The organism is Pseudomonas sp. NBRC 111143 (assembly GCF_001320965.1).
In the GTDB taxonomy this organism is placed as follows: Bacteria; Pseudomonadota; Gammaproteobacteria; order Pseudomonadales; family Pseudomonadaceae; genus Aquipseudomonas; species Aquipseudomonas machongensis.
Genome location: NZ_BCBT01000002.1, coordinates 203,957 through 220,234, shown reverse-complemented (window position 1 = coordinate 220,234; position 16,278 = coordinate 203,957). Strand labels below are relative to the sequence as shown.

Annotated in this window: 15 protein-coding genes; 8 read left to right on the top strand and 7 right to left on the bottom strand. The window is 63.2% G+C overall.

The window, feature by feature from the left end; translation table 11 throughout:
- Nucleotides 1-36: 36 nt before the first annotated feature.
- From APH44_RS02380 to APH44_RS02365, 4 genes are all read right to left on the bottom strand, one after another.
- Nucleotides 37-447, bottom strand: coding sequence for a SufE family protein (locus tag APH44_RS02380; RefSeq protein WP_054891089.1), 411 nt, complete (start codon nucleotides 445-447; stop codon nucleotides 37-39).
- Nucleotides 444-1,649: a cysteine desulfurase gene (locus tag APH44_RS02375; protein WP_054891088.1), complete on the bottom strand. Its 1,206-nt coding sequence runs from the start codon at nucleotides 1,647-1,649 to the stop codon at nucleotides 444-446. Before APH44_RS02375 ends, APH44_RS02380 begins: the two co-directional genes overlap by 4 nt.
- A 121-nt stretch (nucleotides 1,650-1,770) precedes the next feature.
- Nucleotides 1,771-2,805 (bottom strand): 2,3,4,5-tetrahydropyridine-2,6-dicarboxylate N-succinyltransferase, encoded by a 1,035-nt coding sequence (dapD, locus tag APH44_RS02370; RefSeq protein ID WP_054891087.1) that lies wholly within the window; start codon nucleotides 2,803-2,805, stop codon nucleotides 1,771-1,773.
- Nucleotides 2,806-2,841: 36 nt separating this feature from the next.
- Nucleotides 2,842-3,189 (bottom strand): ArsC family reductase, encoded by a 348-nt coding sequence (locus tag APH44_RS02365; RefSeq protein WP_054891086.1) that lies wholly within the window; start codon nucleotides 3,187-3,189, stop codon nucleotides 2,842-2,844.
- A 282-nt stretch (nucleotides 3,190-3,471) separates the two neighbouring features.
- Between APH44_RS02365 and APH44_RS02360 the strand changes: the two genes are divergently transcribed.
- Nucleotides 3,472-5,118 (top strand): Na+/H+ antiporter, encoded by a 1,647-nt coding sequence (locus APH44_RS02360; RefSeq protein WP_054891085.1) that lies wholly within the window; start codon nucleotides 3,472-3,474, stop codon nucleotides 5,116-5,118.
- A 43-nt stretch (nucleotides 5,119-5,161) separates the two neighbouring features.
- Here APH44_RS02360 and dapC read toward each other — a convergent pair whose 3' ends face one another.
- The 3 genes from dapC to map are packed head-to-tail and all read right to left on the bottom strand — an operon-like array spanning nucleotide 5,162 to nucleotide 9,884.
- Nucleotides 5,162-6,358 carry a succinyldiaminopimelate transaminase gene (dapC, locus tag APH44_RS02355; RefSeq protein ID WP_054891084.1) on the bottom strand — a complete coding sequence of 399 codons (1,197 nt, stop codon included), beginning with the start codon at nucleotides 6,356-6,358 and terminating at the stop codon, nucleotides 5,162-5,164.
- Between the two features lie 21 nt (nucleotides 6,359-6,379).
- Complete coding sequence (locus tag APH44_RS02350; RefSeq protein WP_054891083.1) at nucleotides 6,380-9,079, bottom strand: [protein-PII] uridylyltransferase; 2,700 nt, start codon at nucleotides 9,077-9,079, stop codon at nucleotides 6,380-6,382.
- A 22-nt stretch (nucleotides 9,080-9,101) separates the two neighbouring features.
- A complete protein-coding gene (map, locus tag APH44_RS02345) occupies nucleotides 9,102-9,884 on the bottom strand; it encodes a type I methionyl aminopeptidase (protein WP_054891082.1) in 783 nt (260 codons plus the stop codon).
- 344 nt (nucleotides 9,885-10,228) lie between these two features.
- On the opposite strand from map, the gene rpsB reads away from it, so the two are divergent.
- The 7 genes from rpsB (at nucleotide 10,229) to ispC (ending at nucleotide 16,267) form a co-directional block, all read left to right on the top strand.
- A complete protein-coding gene (gene rpsB, locus APH44_RS02340; protein WP_054891081.1) occupies nucleotides 10,229-10,966 on the top strand; it encodes a 30S ribosomal protein S2 in 738 nt (245 codons plus the stop codon).
- Between the two features lie 186 nt (nucleotides 10,967-11,152).
- The gene (gene tsf, locus APH44_RS02335) at nucleotides 11,153-12,016 is read left to right on the top strand and encodes a translation elongation factor Ts (protein WP_054891080.1); all 864 of its coding nucleotides are present in this window, start codon (nucleotides 11,153-11,155) and stop codon (nucleotides 12,014-12,016) included.
- Between the two features lie 180 nt (nucleotides 12,017-12,196).
- Nucleotides 12,197-12,940, top strand: coding sequence for a UMP kinase (gene pyrH, locus APH44_RS02330; RefSeq protein WP_023381972.1), 744 nt, complete (start codon nucleotides 12,197-12,199; stop codon nucleotides 12,938-12,940).
- Nucleotides 12,937-13,494: a ribosome recycling factor gene (gene frr / locus APH44_RS02325; protein ID WP_054891079.1), complete on the top strand. Its 558-nt coding sequence runs from the start codon at nucleotides 12,937-12,939 to the stop codon at nucleotides 13,492-13,494. The genes pyrH and frr overlap by 4 nt, the downstream gene beginning before the upstream one ends.
- Nucleotides 13,495-13,509: 15 nt before the next feature.
- Nucleotides 13,510-14,265, top strand: coding sequence for a polyprenyl diphosphate synthase (gene uppS, locus APH44_RS02320; protein WP_054891078.1), 756 nt, complete (start codon nucleotides 13,510-13,512; stop codon nucleotides 14,263-14,265).
- Nucleotides 14,265-15,080 carry a phosphatidate cytidylyltransferase gene (locus tag APH44_RS02315; protein ID WP_054891077.1) on the top strand — a complete coding sequence of 272 codons (816 nt, stop codon included), beginning with the start codon at nucleotides 14,265-14,267 and terminating at the stop codon, nucleotides 15,078-15,080. The genes uppS and APH44_RS02315 overlap by 1 nt, the downstream gene beginning before the upstream one ends.
- Entirely contained in the window at nucleotides 15,077-16,267 is a 1,191-nt protein-coding gene (gene ispC / locus APH44_RS02310) for a 1-deoxy-D-xylulose-5-phosphate reductoisomerase (protein ID WP_054891076.1), read from the top strand. Before APH44_RS02315 ends, ispC begins: the two co-directional genes overlap by 4 nt.
- Nucleotides 16,268-16,278 lie beyond the last annotated feature (11 nt).

Sequence of the window (16,278 nt, the reverse complement as noted above, 5' to 3'; positions counted from 1 at the left end):
GGGGCTGGATTTATCCGCGAATCACGTGCTGCCGACTCAAGGGTTGGTCACCAACTCCGTCATCCGCAACAACACCGCATGCAGCCCATTGCTGCGTGAAGGCGAAAGCTGCCGCTCCAGCCCCAGTTGTGTGAACCACTCACGCAGGTCCAACCCGGCCAACGCGTCGCTGTCCAGCCCCTGTACCCGCACCAGCAGCAGCGCCAGTAGACCGCGCAGCAGCCGGGCATCGCTGGTTGCCTTGAAGCGCCACTGTCCGTCGACCTGGCCAGCCACCAACCAGACCAGGCTTTCGCAGCCATGCACGCGGTTGGCGTCGGTCTTGTCAGCCTCGTCCAGTGGCTCCAGGCGATCGCCTATCTGCATCAACAGGCGTGCGCGCTGTTCCCAGCCTTTTGCCTGGGTGAAGGTGTCCAGTGCCTGCTGGGCGTCGGCAGGCAGGCTCACCGCAGCAGCTCCAGGCCCTGGTCGAGCGCGTCGAAGAAGCGCTGCAGGTCGTCGCTGTCGTTGTACAGCCCCAGCGAAACGCGGATCGCGCCTTCCAGCCCCAGTCCCTTGAGCAATGGCATCGCGCAATGGTGGCCGGCGCGCACTGCGATCCCTTGTTCGGTCAGCAGGTGGGCGATATCGGCGTTGTGCACGCCATCGATGACGAAACTGGCCAGTGCGCTCTGTGGGGTGCCGAGCATGCGCACGCCTTCGCGGTCGGCCAGGCCGCGCACCAGGTGCTGGTGCAGGCTGGCTTCGTGGGCTGCCACGGCCGCAGGATCGAGGCTCGCGAGGTAATCGAGGGTCGCGCCCAGGCCGATGACACTGGCGATCGGCGGCGTGCCCGCCTCGAAGCCCAGTGGCGCGGGACGAAAGCTTGCCTCGTGGTAGTCGGCCAGTTGCACCATCTCGCCGCCGAACTGCCAGTGGCGCAGCCGTGCCAGGGCCTCTGTGCGGCCATAGAGCGCGCCAACCCCATCCGGGCCATATAGCTTGTGGCTGGAAAATACGTAGAAATCGCAGCCCAGTTGCTGCACGTCGTGGCGGCCATGAACCACGCCCTGGGCGCCATCGACCACGCTCAGAGCGCCTTGGGCGCGGGCATGAGCGAGCAGCGCAGGCAATGGCTGCCAGGTGCCGAGCACGTTGGACAGTTGGCTCAGCGCCACCAGGCGTGTGCGCGGCCCGATCAGTTGCAGCGCCTGGTCGAGGTCGATCCGGCCATGTTCGTCCAGCGGCAGCACTACCAGGCGCAGATTGCGGCGCCGCGCCAATTGTTGCCAGGGCAGCAGGTTGGCGTGGTGCTCCAGCGCGCTGACGGCGATTTCGTCGCCGGCTTCGAAGCCATGCTCCAGCCCGTATGCCAGCAGGTTGAGCGCCGAGGTGGCGCCGTGGGTGAAGATGATCTGCCGGGAGTCAGCGGCGTTGAGCCAGGCAGCAACCTTGTCGCGGCTGGTCTCGAATGCCTGGGTCGCCAGCGCGCCAGGCAGGTGCTGGGCGCGGTGCACATTGGCTGCGCCATGGCTGTAGTAGTGGCTCAGGGCGTCAAGCAGGGCTTGGGGTTTCTGCGTTGTGGCGGCGCTGTCCAGGTAGGTCTGGTGCTGCCGTTGCAGGGCGGTGATGGCGGGAAAGTCGGCACGCCAGGGGGAGGGCTGGAACATGATCGCGGGGCCTGGAATGAAAATCGGGTCTGGCGTGGTGCCAGACCCGATCTTAACATCTCAGACGCCGAGAGTCCGCTGATCGCGGGCAAGCCCGCTTCTACAGAGGCCTGCAAGGTTCTCAGTTGTGTGCGTGCAGCGCCTCGTTCAGCTCGATGGCCGACTTGTGGGTCTTGCACTCGACTGCGCCGTTGAGCGAGTTGCGACGGAACAGCAGGTCGGTCTGGCCGGCCAGGTCACGGGCCTTGACCACCTTGACCAGCTCATTGTGCTCGTCGAGCAGGTTCACCTTGGTGCCAGCGGTGATGTAAAGGCCGGCTTCGACAGTGTTGCGGTCGCCCAGCGGGATACCGATACCAGCGTTGGCTCCGATCAGGCAGCCTTCGCCAACCTTGATGACGATGTTGCCGCCACCGGACAGGGTGCCCATGGTCGAGCAACCACCGCCCAGGTCCGAGCCCTTGCCGACGAACACGCCTGCCGAGACACGGCCTTCGATCATGCCCGGGCCTTCGGTGCCAGCGTTAAAGTTGACGAAGCCTTCGTGCATGATGGTGGTGCCTTCGCCGATATAGGCGCCCAGGCGCACGCGGGCGGTGTCGGCGATACGCACGCCGCTCGGGACCACGTAGTCGGTCATCTTCGGGAACTTGTCCACCGAGAACACTTCCAGCAGCTCGCCCTTCAGGCGTGCTTCCAGTTGCTGCTCGGCCAGTTCGGCCAGGTCGATGGCACCCTGGTTGGTCCAGGCCACGTTCGGCAGCAGCGGGAAGATGCCGGCCAGGGAAACGCCGTGCGGCTTGACCAGGCGGTGCGACAACAGGTGCAGCTTGAGGTAGGCCTCGGGGGTCGAGGTCAGCGCGCCGTCTTCGGCGAGCAGGGTGGCGACCAGCGGCTTGTGGCTTTCGGCCAGGCGGGTCAGCAATGCGTGCTGGGTGGCGTCCACGCCCTTGACCGCGTCGGCGAGCTGGGCGGCCTGGGCCGGGCTGAAGGCGATCGCTTGGTTGCCGCCTTCGTAACCGAGGATCGGAGCGACGGCCGCGACCAGCTCGGTGGACGGGTTGAGCAAGGGCTGAGCGTAGAAGACTTCCAGCCAGGTGCCCTGGCGGTTCTGGGTGCCGACACCGAAGGCCAGGCTGAACAGAGTGGTGGACATGCAATTACCTCGTGCGAAATAGGGTGTGGAGCGGAATCAGGCCAGTGCCGCGGCGTACAGGTCGGGCTTGAAGCCCACCAGGGTGCGGTCACCCAGATCGAGCACCGGGCGCTTGATCATCGACGGTTGAGCCAGCATCAGCTCGATGGCCTTTGCCTGGTTCAGGTCGGCCTTGCTGGCCTCGTCGAGCTTGCGGAAGGTGGTGCCGGCGCGGTTCAGCACGACTTCCCAGCCGTGCTCGTCGCACCAGCGCTCGAGGCTGTCACGGTCGATGCCTTGGGTCTTGTAGTCGTGGAACGCGTAACCGATGGCCTGTTCTTCAAGCCAGGTGCGGGCCTTTTTCATGGTGTCGCAGGCTTTGATGCCGTAGAGAGTGTAAGCCATTGAATGCCTGGGGCTGCCGGGCCGGACCTGGCGTCCCCGATACTCCTTGAAGAATGGGTGGGGCGATTATGCGGTATCGATGGGCCTGGCGCCACGGCTTGCTGTCCGGCTAGGCGATCGATCTGTGTCACGACCTCTCAGGTAGCATTGTGTTACATATTCCCGGGTGGCGTTCGACCATGGTTCAGCGGTGCATCATCACCGCCCGCCGCTAACATATTGTTTCAAGGGCGAAGTCTGGCCCTTTTTTTCGTGTCTGCTTTCATACAGGAAGTCTTGCCAATGCAGTCAGCCTATACCGTTCTTATCCTGCTGATGCTGGTGAGCCTTTCCAAGCTGGTCGGACGCATGGTGCCGCTGCCCTTGCCGCTGGTGCAGATCGCGGCCGGCGCGCTGCTGGCCTGGCCCACGCTTGGGCTGCATGTGGCCCTCGATCCCGAGCTGTTCCTGTTTCTGTTCCTGCCGCCGCTGCTGTTCGCCGATGGCTGGCGCATCCCCAAGCGTGAGCTCTGGCGCATTCGTGGCCCGGTGGTGGCCTTGGCCGTGGGGTTGGTGCTGTTCACCGTGGTGGGAGCGGGGTACTTCATTCACTGGATCCTGCCAAGCATTCCACTGCCGGTAGCGTTCGCCCTGGCCGCGGTGCTCTCGCCCACTGATGCGGTGGCGGTTTCGGCGATTACCCAGGATCGCCTGCCAACCCCCTTGATGCATATGCTCCAGGGCGAAGCACTGATGAACGATGCTTCGGGCCTGGTGACGTTCAAGTTCGCGTTGGCAGCTGCCATTACCGGGGTATTTTCGTTGACCGATGCCAGCCTGACGTTCGTGCTGGTAGCCATCGGCGGGCTTGCGGTTGGCGTGGGCCTCAGCTGGCTGGTGGGGCGCCTGCGTGCCTGGATGATCGCCCGGGGCTGGGACGATCCGGCGACGCATGTGGTGTTCATGCTGCTGTTGCCGTTTGCCGCCTACGTACTGGCCGAACGACTCGGTGTCTCGGGCATTCTCTCTGCGGTGGCGGCAGGGATGATGCAGAGCTGGCTCGACCTGTTGCCGCGCCAGACCAGCACGCGCCTGCTCAACCGCAGCGTCTGGTCGCTGCTAGAGTTCGCCTTCAATGGTCTGATCTTCCTGCTGCTGGGCTTGCAATTACCCGACATCATCAAGGCAGTTGTCAGCCACGAAACGTCGTTGTGGCCGACCCTGGCCTGGCGTTGCCTCGATGTGGTGGCGATCTTCGTGGCGTTGGTGCTGCTGCGGTTCGTCTGGGTACAGAGCGTGTGGCGCGCTATCGGCGTGGTGCGCCGCTGGCGCGGTAAGTCGGCGTTGGTGCTGATGCCCAGCGCACGTTCGTGCTGGTTGTTGACCCTTGGCGGTGTGCGGGGGGCTGTGACCTTGGCGGGTGTGATGTCGGTGCCCTTGCTGATCGGGGCCGGCCAGGCGTTCCCGGAGCGTGATCTGCTGATCTTCATTGCCGCCGGGGTGATCCTGCTGTCGCTGATCAGTGCCTGCATCGCCCTGCCGATCCTGTTGCGCGGGGTGACCAAGAGCCCGGACGAGCGCCTGCACCAGGAGGTGCAGGAAGCCTGGAGGCGCACTGCAGAAGCCGCCATTCATGCCTTGGAGGCCGAGGAGGTCGTCGATGCTAATGCTCCGCAGGATGCCGCCCAGGCGACGCTGGCGACCGAGCTGAAGGCGCGCCTGATGGCAGAGTACCGGGACGAGCTGGACAGCTACAACGACAGCGCCGAAGCACGTGCACTTGCCGAACAGATGGATCTTCTGGAGCGTCGGCTGCGCCTGCGCGCATTGCGCGCGCAGCGGCTGGAGCTTTACAGCCTGCACCGCCAGCACCTGGTGGGGGATGAAGTCGTGCGCCAGGTGCTGGGGGAGTTGGACATGAGCGAGGCGAACCTGGGGCAGGTCAGGTAGCGCCGCCCTGGAGCGTTCGCCGGTTTACCCGCGAACGATCCGATCAACGACGTTGCAGGAACCCGCGAATCCTTTCGGCCGCCTCGATACACTCGGCCAGCGGCGCAACCAGCGCCATGCGTACGCGTCCTGCCCCGGGATTGACGCCATCCACTTCACGCGACAGGTACGAGCCAGGCACCACGGTCACGTGCTCGGCTTCGAACAGGTCGCGGGTAAAGTCGGCGTCGCTACCCGGTACTTTGGCCCACAGGTAGAAGCTGCCATCCGGGCGCTGTACATCCATCACTGGCTGCAGGATCTCGAGCACGGCGTCATATTTGGCGCGGTACTGATCGCGGTTCGCCCGCACATGGGCCTCGTCCTGCCAGGCGGCCACGCTGGCCAGTTGCGTCTGCACCGGCATGGCGCAACCGTGGTAGGTGCGGTACAGCAGGAATGGCTTGATGATCTTGGCGTCACCCGCGACGAAGCCCGAACGCAGGCCCGGCAGGTTGGAGCGCTTGGACAGGCTGTGGAACACCACGCAGCGCGCAAAATCGCTGCGGCCGAGTTCGGCGCAGGCACTCAGCAGGCCAGGCGGCGGGGCGTCTTCGTCGAAGTACAGCTCGCTGTAGCACTCGTCGGCGGCGATCACGAAATCGTGCTCGTCGGCCAGGGCGATCAGTTTTTTCAGGGTGTCCATCGGCACCAGCGCGCCAGTGGGGTTGCCTGGGGAGCACAGGAACAGGATCTGGCAACGCTTCCAGACCTCGGCAGGTACCGCGTCGAAGTCCGGATTGAAACCGTTGCTTTCCAGGCATGGCAGGTAGTGCGGGGTGGCGCCGGCCAGCAGCGCCGCGCCCTCGTAGATCTGGTAGAACGGGTTGGGGCTGACGACCAGGCCGTCATCGGCGCGGTTGACCACTGTTTGAGTGAAGGCGAACAGCGCTTCGCGGGTGCCGTTGACCGGCAGGATGTGCTGGTCGGCATCGAGCCAGCCGGCGGGTACGCCGAAGCGGCGCTCGCACCACTGACCGATGGCCTGGCGCAGGGCCGGCAGGCCGAGTGTGCTGGGGTAGACCGCCAATTTGTCGAGGTTGTCGGCCAGGGCCTTGGCGACGAACGCCGGGGATTCGTGCTTCGGCTCACCGATCGACAGGGCAATGGCGCGTTTGTCCGCGGCAGGCTTCACGCTGCCGAGCAGGGCGCGGAGCTTTTCGAAGGGGTAGGGCTGAAGCTGGGTCAAGGCATGGTTCATCGGCGCAAGGTCTCGTAATCGTCAGAAGGTCACGCGGGTGGGGCTGGTATCGCTGGACTGGCCGGCCTGCAACTGTTCGACGATGGCTTCCTGCAGGCGGCTGCACAGTTGCGGGTCGGAGAGCGGCTGGTTGTCGGCATCGGTGATGAAGAACACGTCTTCCACGCGCTCGCCGAGGGTGGCGATCTTGGCGTTCTGCAGCGACAGGTCGAACTCCAGGAAGATCCGTCCCAGGCGCGCCAGCAGGCCGGGCCGGTCGGGGGCCGTGATCTCGAGGATGGTCACCGGGCGCTGGGCGTCGTTGAGGATGGTCACCTGCGGCGCGAAGTTGAAGTGCTTGAGCTGGCGCGGCACGCGTCGCTGGATGATGGTCGGGTAATCCTCGGGATTGCGCAGTGCCTCGGTCAGCCCTTCGCGTATCTGCTTGACCCGCTGCGGGTTGTCACCGATCGAGCCGCCGTCGTTGTCGAGCACGATGTAGGTGTCGAGGGTGAACTGGCTGCTGGAGGTAATGATGCGGGCGTCATGGATGTTCAGGTTGAGCTGCGACATCGCCGCCACGGTCACGGCGAAGAAATCGTGCTGGTCGGGCGCGTAGATGAAGATCTGCGTGCCGCCTTCGAACTCGCGCTGGGTGGTTTCCTTGATCAGCACCAGCGGACCGCCATCGGCCGGCTGCTGAAGTATTGCATCGCTGTGCCAGGCCACGTCCGCTGCGGTGTGCTTGAGGAAATAGTCGTCGCCCAGCTGCGACCAGAGTTGCTCTACATCGTCCGGGTCGGTGCCTTCGCGCACGAGAATGTCCAGCGCCGCGCTCTGGGTCTGGCGGATCTGTTCTTCACGGTCCAGCGGGTTTTCGAGGCCCCGGCGCAGCGCGCGCTTGGTTTCGGTGTAGAGCTGGCGCAGCAGGCTGGCGCGCCAGGAGTTCCACAGGCTGGGGTTGGTGGCGTTGATGTCGGCCACGGTCAGCACGTAGAGGTAGTCCAGGCGGGTTTCGTCGCCGACGAACAGGGCGAAATCGTTGATCACCTGTGGGTCGGAGAGGTCCTTGCGCTGGGCCGTGGTGGACATCGCCAGGTGGCTCTGCACCAGCCAGGCAATCAGGCGCGAGTCCCAGGCCGGCAACTGGTGGCGCTCGCAGAAGGCTTGCGCGTCCACCGCGCCGAGCTCGGAGTGATCGCCCTGGCGACCCTTGCCGATATCGTGATAGAGGCCGGCGAGGTAGATCAGCTCAGGTTTGGGCAGGCGTCCCATGAGCTTGCTGGCCAGCGGGAATTTCTCCGACACCGGGGTGTACTGCAATTTGCGCAGGTGCTTGATGAGGTTGAGCGTGTGCGCATCGACCGTATAGATGTGGAACAGGTCGTGTTGCATCTGTCCGACGATCAGGCCGAATTCCGGCAGGTAGCGACCTAGGATGCCATAGCGGTTCATGCGCCGCAGGTTGCGGTGGATGCCGATCTCGCACTTGAACAGCTCGATGAACAGACTGGTATTGCGGATGTCGTTGCGGAACTTGTCGTCGATCAGGTGCCGATGTTCGCGCAGAAGGCGTACGGTATCGGCGCGTACGCCCTTGATCTCCGGATGCTGGGCCATCAGCACGAAGATCTCAAGCATGGCGAACGGGGTGCGCTTGAAGACGTTCGGATTGACCGCTTCTATATAGCCATCATGCAGGCGAAAGCGCGTGTTCAGCGGTTGGGTGCTGCCGTTGTCGTCAGCGAGGATCACTTCCTCGAAGTGCTGGATGATCAGGTCGCACAACTGGCTGATGCTCATCACCACCCGGTAGTACTGCTGCATGAACTGCTCGATGGCGCGCTTGGGGTTCTCGTCGCTGTAGCCGAGCAGCGCCGCGATGCTGCGCTGGTGATCGAACAGCAGGCGGTCTTCGGCACGTCCGGCAAGCATGTGCAAGGCGTAGCGCACGCGCCAGAGGAAGGCCTGCGAGGAGGCCAGCAGGTCGTTCTCGCTTTCCAGCAGAAAACCTTCACCGGCCAGTGCGTGCAGGTTGAGGGTGCCGTACTGGCGGCGGGCAACCCAGAGTACGGTCTGGATGTCGCGCAGGCCGCCTGGCGAACCTTTGACGTTGGGCTCCAGGTTGTACTCGGTGTCGTTGTACTTGTGGTGCCGTGCCTTGAGCTCGGCGCGCTTGGCCAGGAAGAACTCCTTGCTCGGCCACATGTGCGCAGTGCTGGTGACTTCCAGCATGCGCTCGCGCAGCGTCTCGGGGCCGGCGACGGTGCGGCTTTCCATCAGGTTGGTGATCACTGTCAGGTCGGCGCGCGCCTGCTCGGCGCATTCCTCGACCGTGCGCACGCTCTGACCGACCTCCAGGCCGATGTCCCACAGCAGTGTCAGGAAGCGCTCGATGGCGTCGCGATACTGCTCGTGTTCCGCCTGGTCGAGCAGGATCAGCAGGTCGATGTCCGACCAGGGGTGCAGCTCGCCGCGGCCATAGCCGCCGACCGCGACCAGGGCAATGCCGTCCGGATTGCCCCAGTCGAACTGGTTCCAGGCCTGCTGCAGGATATTGTCGACGAACCAGGCGCGGTCCTCGATCAGGCTCCGGATCTCGACACCCTCGCGAAAGCGTCTGTCGAAGACGTCTGCTGCCTGGCGCAGAGCCTTCTTGAAGGCGGGGATGGGGCTTGCCTTGAGCGCCAGTTCCGCCTGGAACTGGCCACGGTCGAACAGCTCTGGATCCACCTGGGGCATCGAGTCGCCTTCCTGAGTTGAATTACGCCGAAGTACGGGGAATGGTGTCGTCTTTGCGCAGGGTGAAGATTTCATATCCCGTGGCGGTGACCACCAGCGTATGTTCCCACTGTGCCGAGAGCTTGCGATCCTTGGTGATGGCGGTCCAGCCATCGCCCAGCACCTTGGTGTCGGCCTTGCCCTGGTTGATCATGGGCTCGATGGTGAAGGTCATGCCTTCTTTCAGTTCCATCCCGGTGCCGGCCTTGCCGTAGTGCAGGATCTGCGGTTCTTCATGGAAGACCTTGCCGATGCCATGGCCGCAGAACTCGCGAACCACCGAGAAACCGTTCTTTTCGGCGTGTTTCTGGATCACTTCGCCAATGTCGCCCAGGCGGCAGCCAGGCTTGATGAGCTCGATGGCCTTGTACAGGCACTCTTGCGTGACCTTCGACAGGCGCTCGGCCCAGGGCGCGACGGTGCCGACATGGAACATGCGGCTGGTGTCGCCGTGGTAGCCATCCTTGATCACGGTCACGTCGATGTTGATGGTGTCGCCATCCTTGAGCGGCTTCTCGTTGGGAATGCCGTGGCAGACCACATGGTTGATCGAGGTGCAGATCGACTTGGGGAAGCCCTTGTAGTTGAGCGGTGCCGGGATCGCCTGCTGGACGTTGACGATGTAGTCGTGGCACAGGCGGTCGAGTTCCTCGGTGGTCACGCCAGGCTTGACGTGCTCTTCGATCATTTCGAGGACTTCGGCGGCCAGGCGGCCGGCGATGCGCATCTTCTCGATGTCTTCTGCGGTCTTGATGGTGACGGTCATTACAGGCTCTCTACGGCGCCGGGCGGCGCGCAACAAACGGGAAAGGCCGGATTCTAACAGAGCAGGGCGTCGTTCTGTGGGGAGAAAACCGCGGATCCGGGGGTCTATGGGAGGCATTCTGGCGCGATTGTCGAACCGCTGCAAAAGCCGCTGACGGATGAAGCACCTTGCGGGTTCCGTTCGTCTTCTGTCTGTGGTATAAAATGCGCCGCTTTCGGGGAGGTCCCCGTCAGCTCAAACCCACACACGTGTCGACACGATGGCCTGGGTGCCCGGGATCTTCGGATCCATGGGTTGGTCATTGGGATACGTGGAGGCCCAACCCGACTTATCAAGGAACTATCATGTCCCAAGTCAACATGCGCGATATGCTGAAGGCCGGTGTGCACTTCGGCCACCAGACCCGTTACTGGAACCCGAAAATGGGCAAGTACATTTTCGGCGCGCGCAACAAGATCCACATCATCAACCTGGAAAAAACCCTGCCGATGTTCAACGACGCTCTGTCGTTCGTAGAGCGCCTGGCCCAGGGCAAGAACAAGATCCTGTTCGTCGGCACCAAGCGTTCCGCTGGCAAACTGGTCGCCGAGCAAGCTGCTCGTTGCGGTTCGCCATACGTTGATCACCGCTGGTTGGGCGGCATGCTGACCAACTACAAGACCATCCGTGCTTCGATCAAGCGTCTGCGCGACCTGGAAACCCAGGCCGAAGATGGCACCTTCGCCAAGCTGACCAAGAAAGAAGCCCTGATGCGCTCGCGCGACCTGGAAAAACTGGATCGCAGCCTGGGTGGTATCAAGGACATGGGCGGTCTGCCTGATGCACTGTTCGTCATAGACGTCGATCACGAGCGCATTGCAATCACCGAAGCCAACAAGCTGGGCATCCCGGTCATCGGCGTTGTCGATACCAACAGCAGCCCGGAAGGCGTTGACTTCGTGATCCCAGGCAACGACGACGCAATCCGCGCCATCGAGCTGTACATGACTTCGATGGCTGACGCCGTCATCCGCGGTCGCAACAACGTTGCCGGCGGTACCGAAGTCTACGCTGAAGAAGCGGCGGCACCAGCTGCTGAGTAATTGACGCCTGGCGTCTACTTGGCACGCGAAAAGGGGGCTTGGCCCCCTTTTTGCCACCTGAAATCCTCCTGTCAGCAAGCACGCCGCATCATGTGTGACGCTGGTGTGAAGACAGTGGATTTCCAGAATTGAACGCCCGTGATGAACGGGTGGAATGGTTGAAAAACTTTCCAAGAGGATTTTGAAATGGCAGCAATTACTGCAGCGCTGGTCAAAGAACTGCGCGAGCGTACCGGCGAAGGCATGATGGATTGCAAAAAGGCCCTGGAAAAGGCCGGCGGCGACATCGAGAAAGCCATTGACGACATGCGTGCCTCGGGCGCCATCAAGGCCGCCAAGAAGGCTGGCAACGTTGCCGCTGAAGGCGCTATCGCCGTCAAGACCGACGGTAAGGTCGCCGTTCTGCTGGAAGTGAACTCGCAGACCGACTTCCTGGCCCTGCAAGACGACTTCAAGAACTTCGTCGCCGAAAGCCTGGAAGAAGCCTTCGCCCAGAAGCTGACCGACGCAGCTCCGCTGATCGCCTCGCGTGAAGCCGCTCGTGAAGCCCTGGTCGCCAAGTGCGGCGAGAACGTCAACATCCGCCGTCTGGTGCGTGTTGAAGGTGACGTGGTCGGTGCCTACCTGCACGGCAACAAGATCGGCGCTGCCGTCGTTCTGAAAGGCGGTGACGTAGAGCTGGCCAAGAACATCGCCATGCACGTTGCAGCCTCGAACCCTGAGTTCCTGGATTCGTCGGAAATCTCCGCCGAGGCCATCGAGCGCGAGAAGGGTGTCTTCCTGCAGCTGAACGCCGACAAGATCGCCGGCAAGCCGGAAAACATCGTCGAGAACATGATCAACGGCCGTATCACCAAGTTCAAGGCAGAAGCCTCGCTGAAAGAGCAGGCCTTCGTCATGAACCCGGAAGTCAAGGTTGGCGATCTGGCCAAGAAAGCCGGTGCTGAAATCGTTTCCTTCACCTACTTCAAGGTTGGCGAAGGCATCGAGAAGCCGGTTGACGACTTCGCTGCCGAAGTTGCCGCCCAGGTCGCTGCCGCCAAGCAGTAAGACGGACTCGTCTGTCGCCCCAAAGAGGCTGCCCGCTCACGCGCGCAGCCTCTTTGTCAAAGCGCGCAAGGGTTTATCTGGCCCTGTGCGCTGGCACTGAAGCAGTGCCACGCTACAGTTAGCAGGCTGCACACAGCCCGCACGGAATTTTCTAAAAGTACGCCGCAGGAGAGACTCGCAATGGCTCAGCAGGTGAGTGGTCGCCAACCTCGCTATAAACGCATTTTGCTCAAACTTAGCGGCGAGGCCCTGATGGGCTCGGAAGACTTCGGGATCGACCCGAAGGTGCTGGACCGCATGGCCCTGGAAGTTGGCCAACTGGTCGGTATCGGTGTCCAGGTCGGCCTGGTGATCGGTGGTGGTAACCTGTTCCGCGGCGCCGCGCTCAGTGCAGCCGGCATGGACCGCGTCACGGGCGACCACATGGGTATGCTGGCCACCGTGATGAACGCACTGGCCATGCGCGATGCGCTGGAGCGCTCGAACATCCCGGCACTGGTCATGTCCGCCATCTCCATGGTTGGCGTCACCGATCATTACGATCGTCGCAAAGCTATTCGCCACCTCAACTCCGGGGATGTGGTAATTTTCTCCGCCGGTACCGGCAATCCGTTCTTCACCACCGACTCCGCAGCCTGCCTGCGTGCCATCGAAATCGATGCCGACGTGGTGCTGAAGGCGACCAAGGTCGATGGTGTGTACACTGCCGACCCATTCAAGGACCCGCATGCCGAGAAGTTCGACCACCTCACCTACGACGAGGTGCTGGATCGCAAGCTCGGTGTCATGGACCTGACCGCAATCTGCCTGTGCCGCGACCACAAGATGCCATTGCGGGTATTCAACATGAACAAGCCTGGCGCCCTGCTGAACATCGTGGTGGGTGGCGCTGAAGGTACTTTGATCGAGGAAGGCGAAGCATGATCAACGACATCAAGAAAGACGCGCAGGAGCGCATGGGCAAGTCCCTCGAGGCGTTGGCCCGCAACCTGGCAGCGATCCGCACCGGTCGCGCCCACCCAAGCATCCTGGATGGCGTCAAAGTCCCGGCCTGGGGTAGCGAGATGCCGCTGAACCAGGTGGCTGCGATCACCGTCGAGGACGCTCGTACCCTGAAGATCGTCGCCCACGACAAGAACCTCAGCGCCGCGATCGAGAAGGCCATCCTGACCTCCGACCTGGGCCTGAACCCATCGAGCGCCGGTACCACCATTCGCGTGCCGATGCCGGCCCTGACCGAGGAAACCCGCAAGGGCTACACCAAGCAGGCCAGCGGCGTTGCCGAGGACGCCAAGGTTGCCGTGCGCAACGTGCGTCGCGATGCATTGGCTGATCTGAAGAAGCTGACCAAGGACAAGGAAATCAGCGAAGACGAAGAACGTCGTGCAGCTGACGAGATCCAGAAGCTGACCGACAAGTTCGTGGCGGAAGTCGATGCTGCGTTCAAAGCCAAGGAAAAGGACCTGATGGCCGTCTGAGGCCAGGACTTTTTCATGGAAAAGACCAAGCAGGCGGCACCCTCGTCGGTGCCGCGTCACGTCGCTATCATCATGGACGGCAACAACCGCTGGGCGAAAAAGCGCCTGCTGCCTGGCGTTGCCGGGCACAAGGCCGGCGTCGATGCGGTGCGTGCGGTGATCGAGGTCTGCGCCGAGGCCAAGGTCGAAGTGCTCACGCTCTTCGCCTTCTCCAGCGAGAACTGGCAGCGTCCGGCCGATGAGGTGGGTGCGTTGATGGAGCTGTTCTTCTCGGCCTTGCGCCGCGAGGCCAAGCGCCTGAACGACAACAACATCTGCCTGCGCATCATCGGTGACCGTTCGCGCTTCCATCCGGAGCTGCAGGCGGCGATGCGAGAGGCCGAGGCGCTGACTGCCGGCAACGATCGCTTCATCCTGCAGATCGCTGCCAATTACGGCGGTCAGTGGGATATCGCCCAGGCCGCCCAGCGCCTGGCGCGCGAAGTCCAGGCCGGCCATCTGCGCCCGGACGACATCACGCCCGGTCTGCTGCAGACCTGCCTTGCCACGGGTGACCTGCCGTTGCCCGACCTGTGCATCCGCACCGGCGGCGAACACCGCATCAGCAACTTCCTGTTGTGGCAGTTGGCCTACGCCGAGTTGTATTTCTCCGACCTGTACTGGCCGGACTTCAAACACGAGGCCATGCGTAGTGCACTGGCCGATTTCGCTTCGCGCCAGCGCCGCTTCGGTAAGACCAGCGAGCAGGTCGAGGCTGGAGCTCGTGCTTAATGCTTAAACAACGCATCATTACTGCGCTGATCCTGTTGCCGATCGCGCTGGGCGGTTTCTTCCTGCTCAACGGAGCGGATTTCGCCCTGTTCATCGGTTTCGTGGTGACCCTTGGTGCCTGGGAGTGGGCGCGTCTGGCCGGGTTGATGGCCCAGCCATTGCGCATCGCCTATGCCGCCGTGGTCGCTGGAGCGCTGATGGTGCTCTACCTCATGCCGGACCTTGCACCCTGGGTGCTGGGGGCGTCGGTGATCTGGTGGGGATTGGCCACCTGGCTGGTGCTCACCTACCCACGCAGCGCTGAGTTGTGGAGCAGTGCCGCTTGCCGTCTGCTGATCGGTCTGCTGGTGTTGTTGCCCGCCTGGCAAGGTTTGTTGCTGCTCAAGCACTGGCCGTTGGGCAATGGCTTGATCCTGGCGGTGATGGTACTGGTCTGGGCTGCCGACATCGGTGCATATTTCTCTGGCCGTGCCTTTGGCAAGCGCAAGCTGGCGCCGCACGTCAGCCCCGGCAAGAGCTGGGAGGGCGTGTATGGCGGCATGGCCGTGAGCCTGTTGATCACCTTGGTGGTCGGGCTCGTGCGCGACTGGGGGCTGGGGCAGTTGCTGCTTGGCCTGGTCGGCGCGGTGATCGTGGTCATGTCGTCGGTGGTTGGCGACCTGACCGAAAGCATGTTCAAGCGTCGTGAAGGCATCAAGGACAGCAGTAACCTGCTGCCCGGCCACGGCGGCGTGCTTGATCGCATCGACAGCCTGACCGCGGCGATCCCGATGTTCGCCGTGCTGCTCTGGGCGGCCGAATGGGGTGTGATGTGAGCCATCCCCAGCGGATTACCGTGCTCGGTGCGACCGGGTCGATCGGCCTGAGCACGCTGGATGTGATCGCCCGCCACCCCGAGCGCTACCAGGTGTTTGCCCTGAGCGGCTATTCGCGGCTGGATGAATTGCTGGCCCTGTGCCTGCGTCATCGACCGGCGTATGCGGTGGTGCCGGACGTCGATTCGGTCGCCCGCCTGCGTGAAGGGCTGGCGGCGGCGGGCAGCACCACCGAGGTGCTGGAAGGCGAAGCAGGGCTCTGCCAGGTTGCCTCTGCCAGCGAAGTGGACACCGTGATGGCTGCCATCGTCGGCGCTGCCGGTCTGCGTCCGACCTTGGCGGCGGTGCAGGCCGGCAAGAAGGTGCTGCTGGCCAACAAGGAGGCGCTGGTGATGTCCGGCGCGCTGTTCATGGAGGCAGTGCGCACCAGTGGTGCAGTGCTGTTGCCGATCGACAGCGAGCACAATGCCATCTTCCAGTGCTTGCCCGGCGACTATGCTCGCGGCCTGGCGCAAGTGGGGGTGCGTCGTATCCTGCTGACGGCGTCTGGCGGGCCCTTCCGTGAAACCTCGGCGAAGGCGTTGATGGATGTCACGCCGGAGCAGGCCTGCGCTCATCCGAACTGGTCGATGGGGCGCAAGATTTCGGTCGACTCGGCAAGCATGATGAACAAAGGGCTCGAGCTGATCGAGGCCTGCTGGCTGTTTGATGCTGCGCCAGCCAAGGTCGAGGTGGTGGTGCATCCGCAAAGCGTGATCCATTCGCTGGTCGACTATGTGGATGGTTCGGTGTTGGCGCAGTTGGGCAACCCGGACATGCGCACGCCGATCGCCAATGCCCTGGCATGGCCTGAGCGGATCGATTCCGGTGTTGCGCCGCTGGACCTGTTCGCGGTCGCCCGTCTGGATTTCCAGGCGCCCGACGAGCAGCGGTTCCCCTGCCTGCGCCTGGCGCGAGAAGCTGCTGAAGCGGGCAATAGCGCGCCGGCGGTGCTCAATGCCGCCAACGAGGTGGCGGTCGAGGCATTTCTCCAGCGGCGTATCCGCTTCCCGGAAATCGCGGGTATGATCGAACAGGTGCTCGAGCAGGAGCCGGTAGTGCCGTTGCCTTCGCTGGATTCGGTGTTCGCCGCCGACCAGCGAGCCCGGGAGCTGTCCCGGGAGTGGTTGAGGCGCCACGGCCGCTGATTTCCCATCGG